The organism is Kribbella sp. NPDC056861 (assembly GCF_040687575.1).
Taxonomy (GTDB): Bacteria; Actinomycetota; Actinomycetes; order Propionibacteriales; family Kribbellaceae; genus Kribbella.
The window spans coordinates 135,746-156,853 of sequence record NZ_JBFBNQ010000005.1; the positions used below are offsets into that span (position 1 = coordinate 135,746).

12 protein-coding genes are annotated in these 21,108 nt (G+C 69.3%); 7 read left to right on the forward strand and 5 right to left on the reverse strand.

Annotation, left to right across the window (positions count from 1 at the left end; translation table 11 throughout):
- The first annotated feature begins 19 nt into the window (after positions 1-19).
- Positions 20-1,426 carry a discoidin domain-containing protein gene (locus AB0P21_RS25040; RefSeq protein ID WP_363699599.1) on the forward strand — a complete coding sequence of 469 codons (1,407 nt, stop codon included), beginning with the start codon at positions 20-22 and terminating at the stop codon, positions 1,424-1,426.
- Here the strand turns inward: AB0P21_RS25040 and AB0P21_RS25045 are convergent.
- Positions 1,359-2,441 carry an acyltransferase gene (locus AB0P21_RS25045; protein WP_363699600.1) on the reverse strand — a complete coding sequence of 361 codons (1,083 nt, stop codon included), beginning with the start codon at positions 2,439-2,441 and terminating at the stop codon, positions 1,359-1,361. The two genes, AB0P21_RS25040 and AB0P21_RS25045, sit on opposite strands and share 68 nt — an antisense overlap.
- A 145-nt stretch (positions 2,442-2,586) precedes the next feature.
- On the opposite strand from AB0P21_RS25045, the gene recC reads away from it, so the two are divergent.
- Genes recC through recD form a run of 3 tightly spaced genes read left to right on the forward strand, consistent with a single transcriptional unit; the run spans position 2,587 to position 10,954 of the window.
- Positions 2,587-5,895: an exodeoxyribonuclease V subunit gamma gene (gene recC / locus AB0P21_RS25050; protein WP_363699601.1), complete on the forward strand. Its 3,309-nt coding sequence runs from the start codon at positions 2,587-2,589 to the stop codon at positions 5,893-5,895.
- Positions 5,895-9,191, forward strand: a complete 3,297-nt coding sequence (locus AB0P21_RS25055; protein WP_363699602.1) for a UvrD-helicase domain-containing protein — start codon at positions 5,895-5,897, stop codon at positions 9,189-9,191. Before recC ends, AB0P21_RS25055 begins: the two co-directional genes overlap by 1 nt.
- Positions 9,188-10,954 (forward strand): exodeoxyribonuclease V subunit alpha, encoded by a 1,767-nt coding sequence (gene recD / locus AB0P21_RS25060; protein WP_363699603.1) that lies wholly within the window; start codon positions 9,188-9,190, stop codon positions 10,952-10,954. Before AB0P21_RS25055 ends, recD begins: the two co-directional genes overlap by 4 nt.
- 32 nt (positions 10,955-10,986) lie before the next feature.
- Here the strand turns inward: recD and AB0P21_RS25065 are convergent, their stop codons facing one another.
- Positions 10,987-12,123, reverse strand: coding sequence for an ROK family transcriptional regulator (locus tag AB0P21_RS25065; protein WP_363699604.1), 1,137 nt, complete (start codon positions 12,121-12,123; stop codon positions 10,987-10,989).
- Positions 12,124-12,255: 132 nt separating this feature from the next.
- Between AB0P21_RS25065 and AB0P21_RS25070 the strand changes: the two genes are divergently transcribed.
- Positions 12,256-14,577, forward strand: coding sequence for a family 20 glycosylhydrolase (locus tag AB0P21_RS25070; protein ID WP_363699605.1), 2,322 nt, complete (start codon positions 12,256-12,258; stop codon positions 14,575-14,577).
- A gap of 363 nt (positions 14,578-14,940) precedes the next feature.
- Here the strand turns inward: AB0P21_RS25070 and ligA are convergent, their stop codons facing one another.
- Positions 14,941-16,938, reverse strand: a complete 1,998-nt coding sequence (gene ligA, locus AB0P21_RS25075) for an NAD-dependent DNA ligase LigA (RefSeq protein WP_363699606.1) — start codon at positions 16,936-16,938, stop codon at positions 14,941-14,943.
- A gap of 70 nt (positions 16,939-17,008) precedes the next feature.
- On the opposite strand from ligA, the gene AB0P21_RS25080 reads away from it, so the two are divergent.
- Complete coding sequence (locus AB0P21_RS25080) at positions 17,009-17,608, forward strand: GNAT family N-acetyltransferase (protein WP_363699607.1); 600 nt, start codon at positions 17,009-17,011, stop codon at positions 17,606-17,608.
- A gap of 36 nt (positions 17,609-17,644) precedes the next feature.
- Here the strand turns inward: AB0P21_RS25080 and AB0P21_RS25085 are convergent, their stop codons facing one another.
- Positions 17,645-18,487: a helix-turn-helix transcriptional regulator gene (locus AB0P21_RS25085; protein WP_363699609.1), complete on the reverse strand. Its 843-nt coding sequence runs from the start codon at positions 18,485-18,487 to the stop codon at positions 17,645-17,647.
- An 86-nt stretch (positions 18,488-18,573) separates the two neighbouring features.
- On the opposite strand from AB0P21_RS25085, the gene AB0P21_RS25090 reads away from it, so the two are divergent.
- Positions 18,574-19,353 (forward strand): SDR family oxidoreductase, encoded by a 780-nt coding sequence (locus AB0P21_RS25090; RefSeq protein WP_363699610.1) that lies wholly within the window; start codon positions 18,574-18,576, stop codon positions 19,351-19,353.
- Positions 19,354-19,370: 17 nt separating this feature from the next.
- Here AB0P21_RS25090 and AB0P21_RS25095 read toward each other — a convergent pair whose 3' ends face one another.
- A complete protein-coding gene (locus AB0P21_RS25095; RefSeq protein WP_363699611.1) occupies positions 19,371-21,086 on the reverse strand; it encodes a sodium:proton antiporter in 1,716 nt (571 codons plus the stop codon).
- Between the last annotated feature and the right edge of the window lie 22 nt (positions 21,087-21,108).

A 21,108-nucleotide genomic window follows, 5' to 3' on the forward strand; every position in this document is an offset into this window, starting at 1 on the left:
AGGCCGGAAGGATCGCCCCGTGTCCCTGCTCCGCCGAACCACCCTGTCCGCCGTCGTGCTGGCGGTTGTCTCCTCTGCCGTGCTACTCGCTCCGGCCACAGCCGCGGATATCCTGCTGTCGCAGGGAAAACCGGTCACGACCTCCAGCTCAGAGAGCAGTTCGTTCAGCGGCGCCAAGGCCGTCGACGGCTCCGGCACGACCCGGTGGGCCAGCGCGGAGGGATCCGACCAGCAGTGGCTTCGGGTCGACCTCGGCAGCGTGACCACGGTGCGCCGGATCAAGCTGGAGTGGGAAGCCGCGTACGCGACGAAGTACAGGCTGGAGATCTCGGACGACGGGATCGCCTACAGCACTGTCGTCGCGGTGAACAACGGCGACGGCAAGACCGACGACCTGACCGGCTTCACTGCCAGCGGTCGGTACCTCCGGTTCGTCGGCGTCACCCGCGCCACTAGCTACGGCTACTCGTTCTGGGAGCTGCAGGCCTACGGCTCCGGCGGCGGCGATCCGCAGACGCCAACCACCCCGGTCACCTGGCCCGGTGGCGCCGCGGTGACTGTTGCCGACGGCAGCAATGTGTTCGGCGACAACCTCAGCGGGCTCTCGTTCGAGAACGCCGACACCTTGTGGGCGGTGCGAAACGGACCCAGCACGCTGTACCGGCTCGTGCGCGACGGAGCGCTCTGGAAGCCGGACCCCATCGGCGCGCGGACATTGAACTACAAGAACGGCAGCGGTGACCCCGACGCCGAAGCTGTCGTGCACACCCCGGACGGCCTGCTGGTGGCAACCGAGCGCGACGGCGACAACAGTGGCATCAGCCTGACCAAGGTGCTGCGCTACGACCCGAAGTCCACGGCGAAGACCCAGAACGCGACCGCCGAGTGGAACCTCACCAGCGACCTGCCGTCGGTGGACAACAACAGCGGCCCCGAAGCCATCTCCTGGATCCCGGACTCCTTCCTGACCGCGAAGGGTCTCCGCGACGACCGCACCAACGCCGCCTACAACCCGGCGTCGTACGCCAACCACGGCACCGGCCTGTACTTCGTCGGGCTCGAGGCCAACGGCATGGTCTACGCCTACGCGCTGAACCAGTCCGGCGGAACCTTCACCCGCGTCGCCGCCTTCGCCGGTGGCCAGGCGTCGATCATGGACCTCGAGTTCGAGCCGGAGACCGGCCTGCTGTGGTCGACCTGCGACGACACCTGCCAGAACCGCAGTACGACGCTGTCGATCGTGGCCGGCAAGTTCACCGTCGCCGCCACCTACGACCGGCCCACCGGACTCCCCGACTACAACAACGAGGGCTTCGCGATCACCCCACAGTCCGCCTGCGCGGCCGGGCGCAAGCAGGTCATCTGGGCCGACGACGGTAACAACGGCGGTCACGCGCTCCGCGCCGGGACACTGCCCTGCCGCTGACTTCCCAGGGCAGGTCGAAGAGCGCCTTGGGCAGGAAGCGGTACAGAAGCAGGCACAGCGTCACCACGAACGCGGTCAGGACGACAGGCTCAGCGATCGCCACGATCCACTGAGCCGTCGGACTGGCTGATGACAACGGCCCGATCAGTACTGCGTGAGTCAGCGCCAGCAACGGCATGTGCAGCACATAGATCGGCAGCGTGCGGCGGCCAACACTCGCCAGCGCGTCGGAAAGCCGATGCCACCGCGTCACCAACCCGGCCGCCGTCACGCCCAGGACGATTGCCACCCCACTCACCACCGGCCAGAGGCCGAACCACGTCTTCGCGTCGAACACGTGAATCACAGCCAGCAGTACGGCGTACGGGATTCCCATCAGGAGCAGTCGCCGCCAGCTCGCCCGGGCGGCCAGATCTTCGATCAAGCGCTTTCCGTGCAGACCGACGAGGAAGAAGACCAGGTTCTGGTAGACCCCGGCCCGGTTGCCCGGTACGTCGAGAAGCCCGGCCGAGGCGGTGGCCGAGAGCAGGAAGGCCAGGCCGAGGACGATCGCCGTCGGCACCCGGTCGGCCGCTTTCGCGATCACGAAGTAGAGCGCGAGAGCGGCCAGGTACCACAGGTTCGACGGCGTGATCGTCAGCTGGGCCAGGAACTTCAGCGGACTGTTCGCGCGTTCGGTGCCGAAGTCCGGCACGAAGGACAGCACGACGGTGTGCACCACCAGCCAGAGGGCATAGAGGTAGTAGAACTTCGCCACCTTGGTGCGGAGCAGCACGGGCCACGGCCGCTGCACCGCGCGGACGGCGAAAAACCCTGACACGGCGAAGAACAACGGCATCCGCAGCGGCAGCAACTGCTCGCCGAGGGTCCCCCACAGACCGCGCGCCCGCCCGCCGATGTGCCAGTCGATCTGCAGATAGTGCTTCATCAGCACGTGCCAGAGCACGACCAGCAGAATACAGATGCCCTTGGCAACATCCGCCCAGGCGATCCGGCCGCGTTCTGGTGTCAACATGCTTCAAAACCTAGGGAATTCCATGCCTGCGGCAATCACCCTCGGGACGGGAGACGGTGTCATCCCCTGGTCTGAGTGCGGACCGGCCGGCTACACCCTGCGGTGCCCTTCCAGGCTTGTCGGCGGCCCATGGCATGCTGCTCCGGTGAGCCTGCACCTGCACCGCGCCGAACGCACAGACGTGCTCGCCGACGGGCTGGGTGACCTGCTCGCGGCGCCGATGGCCGACCCGTTCGCGGAGGAGCTGGTCGTGGTGCCCGCGAAGGGTGTCGAGCGCTGGCTGTCACAGCGCCTCGCGCACCGGCTGGGTGCAGCCTCGGGACGTGGCGACGGTGTGTGCGCCGGGGTGCGTTTCACGACACCGCGCTCACTGGTGTCCACTGTTCTGGGCATCACCGAGAGCGACCCGTGGGCCGCGGACGCGATGGCCTGGCCGCTGCTCGCCGTACTGGACAGCTCCCTCGACGAGACCTGGTGCGAGCCGGTCGCCCGCCACCTCGGTCATTTCGACACCGGCGCCGAGGCCGAGCTGCGCCAAGGCCGCCGGTACGCCGTCGCGGAGCGACTGGCCCGGCTCTTCGCCTCGTACGCCGTCCAGCGTCCCGCCGTCCTCGCGGACTGGAGCGATGGCCGCACCACCGACGGTCGCGGCGAGCCGATCGACGGCGACCTGGCCTGGCAGCCCGAGCTCTGGCGCCGACTGGCCGACCGGATCGACGCCCCGCCCCCGCACACCCGCCACACGGACACGCTCGCCCAGCTTCGCGACCAGCCCGAATCCCTCGACCTGCCGAACCGGCTCTCCCTGTTCGGCCACACCCGGCTGCCGACCACCGAGGTCGAGTTGCTGTCCGCGCTGGCCGAGCATCGCGATGTACACCTGTGGCTCCCCCACCCCAGCAACGCACTGTGGGAGCGCCTCAACACACTCGGTACTACGACCGGCGACCGCGCCGCCGACACCAGCCACCAAGCAGCCGACCACCCGCTGCTGGCCACCCTCGGCCGGGACAGTCGCGAGCTGCAACTCGCCCTGGCCACCGCGCCGATCATCGATGAGCATCTAGCTCCCCCGACGGCACCCGAGTCGCTTCTCGGCTGGCTGCAGCAAGACCTGCGCGGCAACGCCCTTGCATCTATGGGCCGGCACCTGGCTGCCGACGACCGCAGCGTCCAGGTGCACGCCTGTCACGGCACCGCCCGCCAGGTCGACGTACTGCGTGAGGTCCTGCTGGGCCTGCTCCAGGCCGACCCCACTCTGGAGCCACGCGACATCCTCGTCATGTGTCCCGACATCGAGACATATGCGCCGCTGATCAGCGCCCGCTTCGGCCTCGGCGAGGTCACCAACGACGGCCACCCGGCGCATCAACTGCGCGTGCAACTGGCCGACCGGTCACTCACCCAGACCAACCCGCTGCTCGGGGTCGCCTCCCGCCTGCTCGACATCGCCGGCAGCCGGGCCACCGCGAGCCAGATCCTCGACCTGGCCCAGACCGACCCGGTCCGGCGCCGGTTCCGGTTCACCGACGACGACCTGGACACCATCACGGCCTGGGTCCGCGAGTCGGGCGTCCGGTGGGGTTTCGACCAGGAACACCGCGAGACGTTCGGCCTGGCCGAGTATCCGCAGAACACCTGGCGCTTCGGTCTCGACCGGATCCTGGCCGGTGTCACGATGTCGGCCGACTCGCACGCCTGGATCACCACCACGCTGCCGCTCGACGACGTCGGCAGCACCCGGATCGAGCTGGCCGGCCGGTTCGCCGAGTTCGCCGATCGGTTGCTCATGGCAACTGATCGGCTGGACGGCACCCGCCCGCTGGCGGACTGGCTGGACGCGTTGCGGACCGGGATCGACCAGCTGACCAAGGTTGTCCCCGACGACAACTGGCAGATCGGTCAGGTGCACCGCGAGTTCGCCGAGGTCGCTGCAGACGCAGGCCCGCTGGCCGGGACCGCGCTGCGACTGCCCGACGTCCGGGCGCTGCTGTCCAGCCATCTGGCCGGGCGGCCCAGCCGTGCCAGCTTCCGGACCGGCACGCTGACCGTCTGCACGATGGTGCCGATGCGGTCGGTTCCCCACCGGGTGGTCTGCCTGCTGGGACTCGACGACGGCATCTTCCCGCGGTTCGGTCTGGCCGACGGGGACGACGTACTGGCCAGGACGCCGATCACCGGTGAGCGCGATGTCCGCAGTGAGGATCGCCAGCTCCTGCTCGACGCGATTCTCGCCACCACCGAGCGGCTGGTGATCACCTACACCGGCGCCAACGAGTACTCCGGGCAGCCGCGGCCTCCCGCAGTACCGCTGGGTGAGCTGTTGGACGTGCTCGATCGCACCACCGAGGCCGAGGTCCGGGACACCGTCTTGATCCGGCACCCCCTCCAGCCCTTCGACCGGAAGAACCTGGAAGCCGGCCGGCTCGGCGCTCCGGAACCGTTCACCTTCGACCCCACAGCTCTGGTCGCGGCGCGAGCTGCTGCCGGATTCAGGCCTTCGCGACCCGAGTTCCTGGCCGGGCAGCTGGCGGCGACCGGGACCGAGGACCTCGCGCTGGCCGATCTGCTGGCGTTCTTCCGCCATCCGGTGAAGGGCTACTTCCGGGCGCTCGACCTGACCCTGCCGTGGGAGGTCGACGGCGTGTCGGACGTGATGCCGGTGGAGATCGACAACCTGGAGAAGTGGTCGGTCGGCGACCGGATGCTCCGCGACATGCTGTCGGGGGTGAATCCGGCCGATGCCGTCCAGGCCGAGTGGCGTCGTGGCACGCTGCCACCCGGCCGGCTGGGCTGGCGGACCGCCACCGGCGTACGGGATGAGGCCAAGCAGCTCGCGATCGCGGCGCATCCGCACCGGCAGGTGGCTTCGCGGGCGTTCGATATCGATGTCGATCTCGGGGGTGGCCGGCGGCTCACCGGGACCGTGCCAAGCGTGTACGGCTTCCGGCTGGTCTCGGTCAGCTTCTCCCGGCTCGACGCCAAGCAGTTGCTGGAGGCCTGGATCCAGTTGCTGGCCCTGTCCGCTCATGACGACGACCACATCTGGACCGCACTGGCGATCGGCCGCGGACGCAACAGCCCGGCGACCCGGCGGTTCGGGCCGGTCGGGCCCGAAGCCCGCGATCTGCTCGCCGATCTGGCCGCGATCTACGACGCCGGCCGGCGCGAGCCGCTGCCGCTGCCGCTCAAGACCTCGTTCGCCTGGTGCCAGGCACGGCGTACCGCGGACGAGCCGATGATCGCCGCCGGCCGACGCTGGCGACCGGCCAACTTCGACGGCGAGAACGCCGACCAGGCGCACGTCCGGGTCTGGGGTCCGCACACCCGGCTCGACGTCCTGCTGGACCCGGCGCTGCCCGGTGAGGAACGCCCCGGCGAGCCGACCCGCCTCGGCGCGTACGCCGCGAGAGTCTGGGATCCGATGCTTCGCTTCGAGCAGGGGGCGACGTGATGGAGCCGTTCGATCTTCTCGGCGAACTGCCGACCGGGACCACCGTGCTGGAGGCCAGCGCGGGGACGGGCAAGACCTATGCTCTGGCCGGGCTGGTCACCCGGTTCGTGGCCGAGGGCCGGGCCACGCTCGACCAGATGCTGCTGATCACCTTCGGCCGCGCGGCCAGCCAGGAACTGCGGGAACGTGTGCGCTCCCAACTGCTCGAAGCCGAGCTGGCCCTAGCCGATCCTGACGAGTGGCGTGCCGACGAGGGTCTGCTGGGGCATCTGGTCCGGGGCAGCGAGCTCGAGATCGCAGTACGGCACTCGCGGCTGCGAGACGCGCTCGCCAACTTCGACGCCGCCACCATCGCCACCACCCACCAGTTCTGCCAGCTCGTACTGCGTTCGCTCGGCGTCGCCGGTGACACCGACGCCGGCGTCACGCTGGTCGACGACCTGCGCGAGCTGGTCACCGAGGTGGTCGACGACCTCTATCTCAAGCTCTTCGGCAGCTCAGCGGACAAGCCGCCGATCACCCGCGGTACTGCGCTGGAGATCGCCCTCAAGGCGGTCGCCAATCCGCACACCCGGCTGGTGCCCGAGCAGTACGCCGAGGGATCTCTCGAAGGCGTCCGGGTCGAGTTCGCCAAGGCCGTGCTGGCTGAGCTGGAGCGCCGCAAACGGCGACTCGGCATTCTCGGCTACGACGATCTGCTGACCCGGCTGGCGATCGCGCTGAAGGAGCCGGATGCCCCGGCTCGGCGGCGGATGCAGCGACGCTGGTCGGTGGTGATGGTCGACGAGTTCCAGGACACCGATCCGGTCCAGTGGCAGGTGATCGACAAGGCGTTCAACGGGAACAGCACCCTGGTGCTGATCGGCGATCCCAAGCAAGCCATCTATGCGTTCCGCGGCGGCGACATCGCGACGTACCTGACCGCCGCGCAGACCGCTGGTCAGCGGCGCACGCTCGGGAAGAACTGGCGTAGTGACCAGCCGCTGGTCGATTGTCTCCAGGTCGTGCTCGGCGGCGCCCGGCTCGGCCACGAGAACATCGTGGTTCACCCGGTCGACGGTCATCACCAGGGAAGTCGGCTCGTCGGCGCACCCTCGGATGCGCCGTTCCGGCTGCGGGTCGCGCGCCGGGAGCAGTTCGGCTCACCCAGCCGCAAGAGCATCCCGATGGAGGATCTCCGCGACCACATCGCTCGCGACCTAGCCGTCGACATCGGCCGGCTGCTTGCCTCCGACGCGACGTACGCCGGTCGGCCGGTGCGCGCGGGTGACGTGGCGGTGATCGTCGAGACGCACAAGGACGCTCGCGTCTGCCGCGAGGAGCTGGCCAAGGCCGGTATCCCTGCCGTCTACTCCGGCGACCTCGACATCTTCGCCTCGCAGGCCGCCAACGACTGGCTGCGCTTGCTGGAGGCTTTCGAGCAGCCGCATCGCTCCGGTCTGGTGCGAGCGGCGGCGACCACGATGTTCTTCGGTGAGACCGCGGCGACTCTGCATGCCGGTGGCGAGGAGCTCACCGACCGGACCGGCCTGACCCTGCGGTTCTGGGCGGACCGGCTGCGGACCAATGGAGTGGCCGCGGTCTTCGAGGCCGCGCAGGTCAACGGCATGACCGAGCGCGTGCTGGCCTGGCGCGGCGGCGAGCGCGACATGACCGACCTCGCGCACCTGGCCGAGTTGCTGCACGAGACCGCGCACCGGGAAGGGTTCGGCTTGCCCGCCCTGCTCGACTGGTTGCGCGCGGAGTGCGCCGGCCGGGGACGCACGACGGAACGGACCCGGCGGCTCGACAGCGACGCCGCGGCTGTCCAGATCATGACCGTCTGGGTCAGCAAGGGCCTGCAGTACCCCGTGGTGTATCTGCCGTTCGCGTTCAACCGGCACGTCGTCGAGGACACCGAGCTGATCCTCTTCCACCACATCGGCGACCGATGTCTCGACCTCGGCGGCAAGAACCACCGCGGCCACCGGGCCAACCAGAAGCAGTGGCGGGCCGAGGAGGCAGGCGACGACATCCGGCTCACCTACGTCGCACTGACCCGTGCCCAGTCTCAGGTGGTGGCTTGGTGGGCGCCGTCCTGGGACGAGGTCAACGGCGGCATCTCCCGGCTGCTGCGCGGCCGTAAGCAAGGCGAGCCGTTCGTGCCTGACACCCTGGATCGATCCTCGTCCGACGACGAGGTGCTGATCTGGTTGCGGCGTTGGCAGCAGGCCGGCGGGCCGGTGATCGAGGAGTCGCTGATCGCCGAGCATGTCGAGCCACCCGGTGAGGAGTTGCCCGGTGGGTTATCGGTCGGGACGTTCGATCGCGAGGTCGACCTGGCGTGGCGGCGTACGTCGTACTCGGGGTTGATCCGGGCCGCCGACCAGCAAGTGAGTGGTGTGGTCAGCGAGCACGAGGAGAGTCAGCTCGAGGACGAGTCCGTGGACTCGGTACCGACGCTCGAGGCGGCGCCGGCTGATGCGTTGCCGTCGCCGATGGACGGGCTGCCGGCCGGGGCCACGTTCGGGTCGTTGGTGCATGCCGTGCTCGAAGAGGCAGATCCGCTCGCGCCTGATCTGCACGCCGAACTGACCGCGCACGTTCGCGAGCAGCTGCGCTTCTGGCGAGTGGACGTGACGGCTGATGCGCTGGCGACGGCGATGCTGCCGATGCACAGCACGCCGCTCGGCCCACTCGTTCCCGGGCTGACCCTGCGCGATCTCGGTCGGGCCGACCGGTTGCGCGAACTCGACTTCGAGATCCCGTTGGCCGGTGGCGATCACGCGGCGGCGACCGACGTACGGCTCGACCAGGTGGCGCCGCTGCTGCGCAAGCATCTGCCGGCCGACGACCCGCTGCTGGCGTACGCCGATCGGCTCGAGCAGCCGCTGCTCGGGCGCCAGAGTCTGCGGGGCTACCTGTCCGGCTCGATCGACGTCGTACTGCGGGTCCCGCACGGCGAGACCCATCGGTTCGTGGTGGTCGACTACAAGACCAACCGGCTCGGCGACCCGGAACAACCTGCCACGTCGGCGGAGTACGGGCCGGAGCAGTTGGGGGCGGCGATGCTGCACTCCGACTACCCGTTGCAGGCGATGCTCTACTCGGTGGTGCTGCATCGGTATCTGCGGTGGCGGCTGCCGTCGTACGATCCCGCGGTCCATCTCGGCGGAGTCGTTTATCTCTATCTGCGAGGTATGTGCGGGCCGGAGACGCCGCTCGTGGACGGGCACCCAGCCGGGGTGTTCAGCTGGCCGATGCCGACGTCGCTCGTGCTGGCGCTGTCCGAACTGCTCGACGGAAGGGCGTCATGACCGCGACGATCGACGAGTTCGACTCGACCCTCGCGCTCGGCGCCACCGGGATCCTGCGCGACTTCAACCAGGCCGGTGTAATCCTGGCCGCCGACGTGCACGTCGCCACCCGGCTCAGCAGGCTACTTGCTGAGGGCAACGAATCGGTGACGCTGGCCTGCGCTCTGGTGGCGCGCGCGGTGCGTGCCGGATCCATCTGCCTCGATCTCACCGAGGTGCGCGACGAGGTCGGCGAGGACGGCGCCGAGTTGCCTTGGCCCGAGCTGCACGGCTGGCTCGCGGCGGTGGAGGCCAGTCCCCTGCTCGCCGACCCGCATCCGCTCCGGCTCGAGGACACCCGCCTGTACTTCGATCGCTACTGGCGGGAAGAGGCACAGGTCGAGCAGGATCTTCGGCTTCGGGCCGACCGGAAAGACCCGGAGATCGCCAACGAGAAGGCCCTGCGGGCGGGCTTGACCCGGCTCTTTCCCGGTGATTCGTACACCGAGCAGCGGACCGCGGCGGAGACCGCGGCCCGGCAGTGGACGACCGTACTGACGGGTGGGCCGGGCACCGGCAAGACCACGACCGTCGCCGGCTTGCTCGCCCTGCTTGCGGAACAGGCGGAGCTCGCTGGCGATCGTCGGCCCTGGATCGCGCTGACCGCGCCGACCGGCAAGGCCGCAGGACGCCTCGAAGAAGCAGTGCGGCGCGAGATGAACGAGCGCCTCAACGCGGAGGACACCGAGCGACTGGGCGACTTCCATGCCCGGACGCTGCACATGTTGCTGGGTGGGCGGCCGGACTCGTCAACCCGCTTCCGCCACGACCGGACCAACCGGCTGCCGCACGACATCATCGTCGTCGACGAGACCTCGATGGTGTCGCTGACGATGATGGCGCGGCTGCTGGAGGCCGTCCGGCCGGAGGCTCGGCTGATCTTGGTCGGCGACCCCGATCAGCTGGCGTCGATCGAGGCGGGCGCAGTACTGGCTGATCTGGTGGAAGGTCTGGTCGCCGGTGGACACATCGCCGCCGCCGAGCTGCGCACCTCGCACCGGTTCGGCACCGAGATCGGCGACCTGGCGCTGGCTGTCCGCGACGACCGGCCGGAAGACGTCCTCGCCGTACTGCGACGCGGCGGCGACCGCGTGCAGTTCCTCGAGGACGACGACTCCCGCGAGACCCTGCGCTCCGCGCTGCTCCCCGACGCACTCGCGATCCGCGAAGCAGCCGAGGCCGGCGACACCGATGCCGCCTTGGCCGCGCTCGACCGCCACCGCCTCCTTTGCGCCCACCGCGAGGGCCCGTGGGGCGTCAGCCACTGGAACAGAACCGTCGAACGCTGGATCACCGAAGCAACCGACGACCCGCTCTGGGACACCTGGTACGTCGGCCGCCCGGTGCTGGTCACGGCCAACGACTATGCGCTCGGCATCTACAACGGCGACGTGGGCGTGACGATCCGACGCCCGGATGGCTCACTCCGCGTCTGCATCGACAACTCCCGCGGCCGCCTCGACTTCGCCCCGACGCGTCTCGGCAACATCGAGACCCTGCACGCCATGACGATCCACAAAGCCCAAGGCAGCCAGGCCACCGAGGTCACCGTGCTGATGCCGGGCGAGGAGTCCCGCCTGCTCACCCGCGAACTCTTCTACACCGCCGTCACCCGAGCCCAGGAACGCGTCCGGGTGATCGGCACCGAAGCCGACATCCGCTCAGCCCTCGGCCGCCGAGCGCTGCGAGCCACCGGTCTCCGCCAGCGGCTGACCGGCGAGTGATCTGTTGGAGGTCCGCAGTCTGGGTCGGGGCTTCACCAGATGCCGAGTTGCCGGGACAGCACCAGGCAGGCGCCGCCGAGCAGGATCAGGTCGTCGTCGCCGGCCAGGGATCTGAGCTGAATCGACGAGCTGATCGGTGAGAGCGTGCGGGCTCGCGCGGTGGTGATCGCTGTCTCCAGGAAGGGTCCGTCGATCAGGTCGGCAGGTCCGGTGAGTACCACTTCGTCGAGGTTGAGAACGCTGATGATCGGCGCGAGTACCAGCCCTAGCGAGCGCCCAGCCGCCGCAAGAACTTCCTGACTGCCCTCGGTGGTGCTTTCTAGGCGCTGGCGCAGCGGTCCGGCTGCGATGTGTAGGTCGAGGCAGCCTCGGCGGCCGCAGACGCAGAGTTCTCCCTCGTCGTCGACGGTGACGTGCCCGATCTCGCCCGCGGCGAACTGCTCCCCCTCGACCAGTTCGCCGCCGACCACCAGCCCGGCGCCGACGCCGTGCTCGATCGAGACGACCATCAGGTTGCGCGCCTCGGTCTGCCGAAACCTGAGCACCCCGAGCGCCGCCAGGTTGATGTCGTTGCCGACGTACGCGGGGACGGCGTACCGGTTGCCGAGCTGTTCAGCGAGGGGTAGGTCGATCCAGCGCAGATGAGCCGCCTGCCGGATCGTTCCCAGGTCGTCCACGATGCCCGGGGTGCCGACTCCGATGCCGAGCACTCTGCGCGGCGCCGCGGCCATCAGCTCGTCGGCGAGGCTGAATACTAGCTCGAAGGCCTCGCTGCCCAGCGCCGTACCGAGAGAGATCTCGGCACGATGCACGACCTTGCCGCGCAGATCGAGCACAGCACCGAGGAACCGGTCGCTGTGCGAGAGATCGAGCACCACCAGGCTGACGCCGCCGTCGTCGATGCGCAGCAGGTTGGCCGGCTTCCCCAGCCTCGGCCCCTCGCGTGGACCCGACTCCGCGACCAGACCGTCGGCGACGAGTTCGCCGACCAGCGCGGAGACGGTCGGCGCGGTCAGCCCGGACGTGCGAGTGAGCTCGGACCTGGTCATCGCCCCCTGGTGGTACAGCGTCGCGAGCACCAGCGACCGGTTGTGGACGCGGTTGTCCTGCGTGCGCGCCTTGGTCCGCTCGGGCACCCTTCGCCGCGGTGACGCCACCTGCTGGAACACCAAGATCCGATCTCCTCGCAAGAGTTCTGCTCTGGACATTAGTTAAACGGTCTTAGATAGTATGCGTCAACTTGCTGCCAATGAGCAGTTTTGCGCACCAACAATCAGTCCGCCCGGTTGAAGGAGTGAGCGATGCGTCGTTTCCGAAGGTGTTTCCTGGTGCTCGGGGCGGTGTTGGCGGTGACCGCGACCGGCCTGCCGGCTGCCACGGCCGAGCCCGTCGACACGGTCAACCCCGCGCCCGCGGTGGTCCCGTCGCTCCAACAATGGACCGGTGGCAACGGTCGCCTGAGCGTGCGCCCCGGCACCAGGGTCGCCGTTGCGCCGGGTGATGCCGCACTGAAGAGCGTCGCGGATCAGTTCGGCAGCGACCTCGGCGAGATCGTCGGCTGGAAGGTCCCGATTGTGGTCGTGGCGATCCCGCGGGCCAGCGACGTCGTACTGCGGATCGACCCGGCCGCGCAGGTCGGTCCGGACACCGCGGTCGCCGCCAAGGAGGGGTACCGGCTCGACGTCGCCGAGGGTGTCGACATCGTGAGCCGCACCCCCACCGGCGCTTTCTGGGCCACTCGCAGTCTGCTGCAGATGCTGGTCCGGGAGAGTCCTGGCGAGGCAACACTGCCGGTCGGTAGTGCGGTGGACTGGCCGAACTACGCCGTCCGCGGCTTCATGCTCGATGTCGGGCGGCGCTGGTTCGACCAGAAGTACCTGCGGGACACGCTGCGATACATGAGCTGGTTCAAGCTCAACACGTTCCAGTTGCACCTGAACGACAACGAGATCAGCGCGCCGGGCGGCGACTGGTCGAAGGCGCAGTCCGCCTTCCGGCTCGCGTCGGACAACCCGCGGTTCGCCGGGCTGGCCGCGAAAGACGGGGCCTTCACCCGCGCCGACTGGGATCGGCTGGAGACCGTGGCCGCCGACCACCACGTCACTATCGTGCCGGAGATCGACGCGCCGGCGCATGCTCGGGCGTTCATCAAGTTCGATCCCCGGCTCGGCCTGAACGGCGGCAACTCCGACCACCTGGATCTGACCAAGCCCGCGACCACCGAGTTCATGAAGGAGGTCTTCGCCGAATTCACGCCGTGGTTCCGCGGGCCGGCCGTGCACGTCGGGGCCGACGAGTACCCGCGCGAGTACGCGGCGCAGTACCGGCAGTACTTCAACGACATCACCGCCGAGGTCCGCAAGCTGGGCAAGAGCCCGTCGGCGTGGGGCAGCCTCACGGTGATGTCGGGTGGCGCCACCGGCTACGACCGCGACGTGACGATCAACTCGTGGAACAACGGCTGGTACGGGCCGAAGCAGGCGATCGCCGACGGGTATCCGGTGATCAACACCAACGACGCACTGCTGTACGTCGTACCGTTCGCGAACTACTACCACGGCAGCGGGCTCGACGGCCGGTGGCTGTTCGACAACTGGCAGCCGAACGTCTTTCCTGGGCAGGAAAGCGTGAGCCCTGGTGAGCCGTTGCTGCGCGGCGCGATGTCCGCGGTCTGGAACGACCTGGTGCACGCGGACTACGGCGCGCTGGACGTCCATCGTCTGATCGAGCCGGCGTTCGGCGTACTGGCGCAGAAGATGTGGCGCGGCGCGGAGACCGGGCTCGACTACGACGCGTTCATGGGCCGAGTAGGGGCTCTGGGCAACGGTCCTGGGAACGAGCTGATCACCAGCACGCTGCCGACCGCCGGTGATCCGCGGATCGGGCTTTCGGTTAATCGCCTCGGGCCGCTCCCCGCGGGTGAGTCCGTCGTCGTCAGCGCGACGGTGACGAACCGCGGCGCGACCAAGCTGACCAGCGTGGCGCCGAAGTTGTCCCTGACAGCTCCCGGGGTCACCAGCACCGTCACTACTCGCGGCGCCACAGTCCTTGCCCCAGGCAACTCAACCGTCTGGAGCTGGCGCCTGACCGCGGCCGGCTCAGCAGCTGCCGGTACGACGCCTGCCACGGTGGAGGTGTCGGCGTCGCACCGAGGCGTCGTGATCAACTCGCGGACCCAGGTCGCAGTACGCACCGTGCCTGCCGCTCCCCCGGGATCGCAGCATCTCTCGTTCACCGCCGTCGCTTCGGCGTCGTCGGTCGAGGCTGATCTCGACCGTCTGGCCGCCCGCAACGTCAACGACGGCGACCTGACCACCCGCTGGGCCTCCGCCTACACCGACGGCGAATGGCTGCAACTCACCCTCGCCAAACCAGCCCGGGTCTCGTCAGCACGCCTCTTCTGGGAAGCAGCCTGCGCCACGGCGTACCGGATCCAGGTCTCCCCCGACGGCACCACCTGGCGCGACGCAGCCACCGTCACCACCTCAACCTGCAAGGACGACCAGGTCACCCTGAACTCCCCCGACCCCGTCCGCTACGTCCGCATGCAAGGCACCAAACGCGCCACCACCTACGGCTACTCCCTCCACGAACTCTGGCTCTTCGGCTCGCCAACCGCCTGACAGACAGGAGGTCCCGCCTCGGCTCGCTCCCGGGGCGAGACCTCCTGCGTCCGCAGTCAGAGCTCGGTGGACATCCACCACCACGAAGTACTCCCCGGGTTGGCGGCCCCGTCACTTGGTCTCCGGGCACTTGGGGAGCTGCGAGCAGCGGTGGTCGGAGAACTGGTTGACGCGGGCTTCCTTGCACCACGCGCACTGACAGGTACAGGCCATGCTTGCTCCTCAGGTCGGCCGAATTCGGCACTGGGACCTGACGGACAGCCCGAGGTCGCCGGAGCAATCAGCGCGCGCACGCGCCCATCCGCTAAGCGGCGTGCCGCAGTACCAAGCGCCGCCAATAGCTGGAACCGGTTGCCACCCGGTTCAGTGGTTGAGGAGGTCGGCGGCTTGGAGTTGTTGCCAGATCTCGGACTGGTCGACGACGGTGACGCCGAGCTTCTCGGCTTTGGTGAGTTTGGCGGCGCCGACGTCGGCGCCGGTGATCAGGAAGTCGGTGCTGGCCGAGACCGAGGAGGCGATGGTGGCGCCGGCCTTTTCGCAGAGGCGTTGGAAGGCTGGGCGGGCGACCTTCTCTCCTGTGCGGGGGTCGCTGATCGCGCCGGTGACGACCACTGTCTTGCCTGCCAGTGGGGCGCCTGCTGCGACGACCGGCGGTAGGTCTTCCTCGCGGACGTCCAGGGAAACCCCGGCCGCGCGGAGGCGCTCCAGCTCCGGCCGTAGGCGGGTGAGGTGTTCGATCAGTGAGGCGGCGACCTTCGGGCCGATGTCCTCGACGGCGACCAGGCCGTCCACTCCGGCGTCTGCGACCTCTTCCAGGGAGCCGAAGCCGGCCCGGCAGACTCTGGTGGCGGTGCCTTCGGAGGCCATCGGGATCGCCAGGCCGATCAGCGCCCGGCGGAGGCCTACCTGGCGGCTGGCGTCGATCGACTCGATCATCCGCGCGGCCGAGACCTCGCCGATCCGGTCGAACTCCAGCAGTCCCTCGGCCGTCAGCCGATAGAAGTCCGAGGGGTGCTCAAGGATGCCGGCCTCGGCCAGCCGCTCGATCCAGACTCCACCAATAGCGTCGATGTCGGCAGCTGCCCGTGACGCCCAGTGGATCAACCGCCGGACGGTCTGCGCGGGGCAAGAGACGTTGGTGCAGTACAGCTCGCGGCTGTTGCCCTGCTCGGTGAGGGGTTGCTCGCACGACGGGCACACGGTCGGCGGCACGATGTCCCGCTCCTCGCCGGTGCGCTTGGCGGCGTCGAGTACGCCGGCCACGAACGGGATCACGTCACCGGCCCGGCGGACCAGAACCGTGTCGCCGATCTTGATGTCACGGGCGCGGATCACTTCCTGGTTCGCCAACGTGGCGCGGGTGACCGTCGTACCGCCGACGAAGACGGGCTCCAGCCACGCGACCGGCGCGACCTTGCCGATCTTGCCGACGTCCCAGATCACGTCGAGCAGCAGCGTGGTCTTCTCCTCCGCGGCGAACTTGAACGCCAGCGCACCCCGCGGCGAGCTGGACCGGGTGCCCGCGGCCGCGAAGGCATCGCGATCGGCCAGCCGCAGTACGGCGCCGTCCAGGTCGTAGTCGAGCTCGTTGCGCTGCTGCTCGATCGTGCTGATCACCGCCTGCGCCGCGGCCGCGTCGTCACAGTGCCGCATGTCGGCGGCGGTGAAGCCCATCGTCTGCAGCGCGCGCTCGAGATCGGCATCGGTGTCGCCGGCGTCGCTCAGCAGGTCGAAGGCCAGGAACTGCAGCCGCCGCTCGGCGACAGTGGCCGCGTCCTTGGCCCGCAAGGTGCCGGCCGCTGCGTTCCGCGGGTTGATCAGCGGCTTGTCCGGATGATTCGCGTTGTAGGCGGCGAAGGTGGAGCGCAACATCACCGCCTCACCGCGAACCTCGATCCGGCCCTGCACGTCGAGCCGGTCCGGTACGCCGTCGGCGAGGGCCCGCACCAGCGGCGTGACGTCGTCGCCGGTCGTCCCGTCGCCACGGGTGATCGCCTTGCTCAGCCGTCCGTTCTCGTAGACCAGCGCCAGCGACAGCCCGTCCAGCTTCGGCATCACCACGACCGACTGACCGGGGAACCGCCCGAAGAACGCCTCGACCTGCTCCGGCCGGGTCGCCTTCTCCAGCGACAGCATCGGCCGCGAGTGCCGGATCGGCGCGTGCAGCACCGCGGGCGCGCCGACCTGGTCCAGCGGGTTCGGGTCCGGCGTCAGCTCTGGATTGGCCCCGATGAGCGTCCGCAGCTCGTCCTCGATCGCGTCGTACTCCGCGTCGGCCACCGACGGCGAGCCACGGTAGTAGGCGTCGCGCAGTACGACGATCTGATCGGCAAGTTCCTGAATACGCTCCCCAACGTCCACGGCTCAGGACTTTACCCGCGCCCTCCGACAATCCGCCGGACTGTCGGTGCCGTGTGTTGTGATGCTGTCCATGGGCGATTCGACGAAGACGAAAGAGACCGGCGCGCTCTCGGTCCGGGCGCTGACCGACGAGACCTGGCCCGCGTTCGCGCGGCTGGTCGAGGCGAACAACGGCGTCTGGGGCGGCTGCTGGTGCGTCGGCTTCCACGTCAAGCTCGGCAAGGGGCGCACCGCTGCCGAGAACCGCGCGGAGAAGGAGCAACGCGTCCACGAGGGCCGCACGCACAACGCACTGGTCTTCGCCGGCGACGAGTGCCTGGGCTGGTGCCAGTTCGGCAGCGCCGACGAACTACCGGAGATCAAGAGCCGCCGCCTGTACGACAAGGGTCTGGTGGCGCTGCCCGACTGGCGGATCACCTGCTTCTTCACCGGCAAGGGCCTGCGCGGCCGCGGGGTGGCCAACGCGGCGCTCGGCGGCGCGCTGGAGGAGATCGCCCGGCTGGGCGGCGGCACCGTCGAGGGCTACCCCGAGGAGACGGACGACCGCAAGGTCTCCGGCTCGTTCCTGCACACCGGCCCGATGTCCGCCTTCGAGAACCACGGCTTCACCCGCACCCGCCCGATCTCCCCGCACCGCTGGGTCGTCACCCGCACGGTGCCTGCCAGCTGACCGCAGTCCCCGCTACACCGTCGCACGGATGGGACCTCAGAGCGCCTTGAACGTCTCGACTCCCAGGACGTTGAGGAGTGCCAGGGCCTCGGCGCTGGGAGATCCTGCCGGTGCGGTGTAGAGCACGAGGTGCTGGTCGCGGTCGGTGAGGGTGAGCGCGTCGCAGTCGACGGTGATCTCGCCGACCACCGGGTGCTGGAAGGTCTTGGTCAGCATCGGCGAAGCCTGTACGTCGTGCCGCTCCCAGCGCCGCGTGAATTCGGCGCTGCCTTCGCGCAGGTCCTCGACGAGCGAGGTCACCGCGGGGTCGGTCGGGTAGCGGGTCATAGCGGCGCGAAGTCCCATCACCACGTGGTCCTTGAACTCTGCGGCGTCCGAGATCCCGTACAGCGACTTGTCGGGTGAGCTGAGGAATGCCCGCCGTGCGAGATTGCGGTCTTCCGGGGTCAACTCGGCGAAGTTCTCCATCAAGGCGGCCGCCAGGTCGTTCCAGGCGAGTACTTCGTACACCGCCGAGGTGACGAAGCCGGCCGTCTGCGGCAGCCGCTCGAGCAGGGCGAGGATGCTTGGTCGGACGTCGCGCCGGTGCAGTCCGGTGCGGGTCGGCGCGGTGCCCGCGAGGACATGGAGGTGATCCGACTCGGTGTCGGTGAGCCGCAGCGCGCCTGCGATGCCCGCGAGGACTTCGCCTGACGGGCGCGGCGCACGGCTCTGTTCGAGGCGTACGTAGTACTCCGTGGAGATGTGCGCGAGGACGGCCACCTCCTCGCGGCGGAGGCCGGGGGTCCGGCGGCGCGGGCCGGACGGGAGACCGACGTCCTCCGGCCGGAGCCGCTCGCGGCGGCTGCGGAGAAATGCCCCGAGCTCCTGCTTGTCCATACGTCCAGTGTGCACGCTGGACGGCGGCGGATCCTGGTACAGGCTGTGCCTGCCTCCGCGGGTCGAGATCGTTCCAGGGTGGAGGCATGACCACTACAGACATCACACCCATCGGCCTGCTGACCGGCAAGGTCGTGTTCATCACCGGTGCCAGCCGGGGAATCGGGGAGGCCGCGGCCAAGCTGTTCGCTCGCGAAGGCGCTGCCGTCGTCCTCGCGGCTCGGAGTACTGACGCACTTGATCGGATCGTCGCCGAGGTTCGCGCCGACGGAGGAGTCGCTGACGCTGTTGCGATGGATCTCGCTGACCGCGCGAGCATCCGGGCCGCCGTGGAGCGGGTCGGCGAGCTGCACGGACGGCTCGACGGGGCCTTCAACAACGGCGCCGCGATCCAGCAGCCGGGGCCGCTCGACAGTACGAGTGACGAGGACATCGACGAGCAGTTCGCGGTCAACTTCCGGTCGCACTGGACCGCGATGACGGCCGAGGCCGCGCTGATGCGGCAGGGCGGCGGCGGGGCGATCGTCAACACGTCGAGTATCGGCAGCCGGCGCGCCAACCCGGTACTGCCGGCGTACGGCGCGATGAAGCGTGCGCTCAACAGCATCACCGAGTCGGCGGCGGTGACCTGGGCCGGTGAGGGCATCCGGGTGAACGGCATCACCCCGGGCGGTACGGCGACCGCGATGATCGACGAGTGGGAGGCCGCGACGCCGGGAGTCATCGAGACGTTCAACGCGCGGAGTCCGCTCGGCCGGATGGCGGAGCCACGCGAGGTCGCCGAGGTCGCTGCTTGGTTGCTCAGCGACCGGGCCGCGATGGTGATCGGCGCGATCATCCCGGTCGACGGCGGCGTGGGCGCCTGATCACAACCCAGATGTTTTCAGTTGGCGACGAAGCGTTGTTCGATGGTGTCGAGCAACGCTTCGACCTGGCGGTACGTCGCCGAGCTGTAGGCGCCGATGCTGCGCTCGGTCCCCAGGGCTTCGCGCATCGCGTCGAGGTAGCGGCGCTGGACGATCAGGATCTGTTCGTGGCTGTCGGGTTTGGTGTCCCGGAACTGTCCGCTGGCGGCGACGATCCGGGGCACGATCCGGTCCTTCATCGTGCTGACCAGCTCCGGGTCGAGCGGCTCACCGCCGACGGTCTGCTCCTCCAGCGGGCCGAGGGTGTCGATCGCGTCCTCGCCGACCCGCCGGAGCAGGGCCTGGACGGAGTCGCGCTTGTCCTCCGCGCTCTCGGAGCGGAGCTTCAGCTTGGCGATCACCAACGGCAGGGTCAGACCGAAGAGCACCAGCGTGATGAGGGCGACCAGGAACGCTGCCAGTACGACGGTGTCGACGTGCGGAGTACCGGCCGGGATCGTCTGGACGGCGGCGACGGTGACGACGCCCCGCATCCCGGCCCAGCCCACCACGACGTACCCGCGGCCGGTGATCGGTTCGCGCTCCTCGAACTCCACATCCGCATGTCCGCGAGCCAGCCGGCGACGTGCCCAGGCGACCCGGTTCTCCTCGCGCTGATCCGCCGGGGTCATCGAGTCCAGCTTCTCCTCGAACTGACCGAGCTTGACCCGGGTCTGCTCGTGGCGATCCCGCTGGCCGAATCGCTCGCGCAAGGCCGGCCAGAGCAGCCCGGCGAACCGCAGTACGACCAGCAGGCCGACGACGAGCAGCACCAGGCCGGTCAGCTCGCCGACCGTGGTCTCGGCCCGGGCGGCGTCCACGATCTCGGGGAGTTGGTAGCCCATGGCAAGAAAGACGGCGCTCTCCAGGATGAAGCTGATCGTCGTCCAGGTGGTGGCCTGGGTCTGCCGGTCGCGAGCGCTGAACTGCTTGCTGCCCAGGGCTCCGGTCAGCAACCCCGCGATCACCACGGCAAGTACGCCGGACGCGTGCAGCTCCTCGGCCGGGAAGTAGGCGAGGAAAGGAACGGCGAAGGAGATCGTTGTGTTGAGCACCGGATCGTCGAGGCGCCGGCGCAGCAACACGGTCAGCCAGCCGACCAGCCCGCCGATCAGGACTCCCCCGGCCACCGCCCAGCCGAACTCGAGGACCGTGTCGCCGAGGCTGAAGCCCGAGGACGCGGCGATCGCGGCGATTGCCGTTCGCAGGACGACGAGAGCGGAGGCGTCGTTGACCAGGCTCTCGCCTTCCAGCACCGTCATCAGCCGGGGTGGCAACCCGATCCGGCGCCCGATCGCCGTCGCGGCGACCGCGTCGGTCGGGCTCACCACCGCACCGAGCGCGGTGGCCAGCGCGAAGGAGATCGCCGGGAACAGCGCATGTACCAAGGCCCCGATGGCCAGCGCCGAGACGATCACCATCACCACCGACTGCCAGGCGATCAGCGCGAGGTTACGCCGGACGTCGAGCACCGGCAGCTGGACGGCCGACGCGTACAGCAACGGTGGCAGCACCCCCGCCAGCACCAACTCCGGCTCGAGCTCGATGGTCGGCGTGCCCGGCAGATAGCTGGCCCCGATCCCGAGCCCCACCAGGAGCAACGGCGCCGCCACCCCGGTACGCCGCGCGAACACCGACGCGGCGATCATGATCGCGAGCCCGGCACCGGCCACTAGCAAGAACTGATGGTCCACGCGACGGCAGTCTAGAGCGCGG

What these genes read in the sequence shown, in the direction of transcription:
- AB0P21_RS25045 (WP_363699600.1), bottom strand. Translation starts at nt 2,441, where the DNA reads ATGTTGACACCAGAACGCGGCCGGATCGCCTGGGCGGATGTTGCCAAG.
- AB0P21_RS25070 (WP_363699605.1), top strand. Translation starts at nt 12,256, where the DNA reads ATGCGTCGTTTCCGAAGGTGTTTCCTGGTGCTCGGGGCGGTGTTGGCG.
- AB0P21_RS25055 (WP_363699602.1), top strand. Translation starts at nt 5,895, where the DNA reads ATGGAGCCGTTCGATCTTCTCGGCGAACTGCCGACCGGGACCACCGTG.
- AB0P21_RS25080 (WP_363699607.1), top strand. Translation starts at nt 17,009, where the DNA reads ATGGGCGATTCGACGAAGACGAAAGAGACCGGCGCGCTCTCGGTCCGG.
- recD (WP_363699603.1), top strand. Translation starts at nt 9,188, where the DNA reads ATGACCGCGACGATCGACGAGTTCGACTCGACCCTCGCGCTCGGCGCC.
- AB0P21_RS25090 (WP_363699610.1), top strand. Translation starts at nt 18,574, where the DNA reads ATGACCACTACAGACATCACACCCATCGGCCTGCTGACCGGCAAGGTC.
- AB0P21_RS25085 (WP_363699609.1), bottom strand. Translation starts at nt 18,487, where the DNA reads ATGGACAAGCAGGAGCTCGGGGCATTTCTCCGCAGCCGCCGCGAGCGG.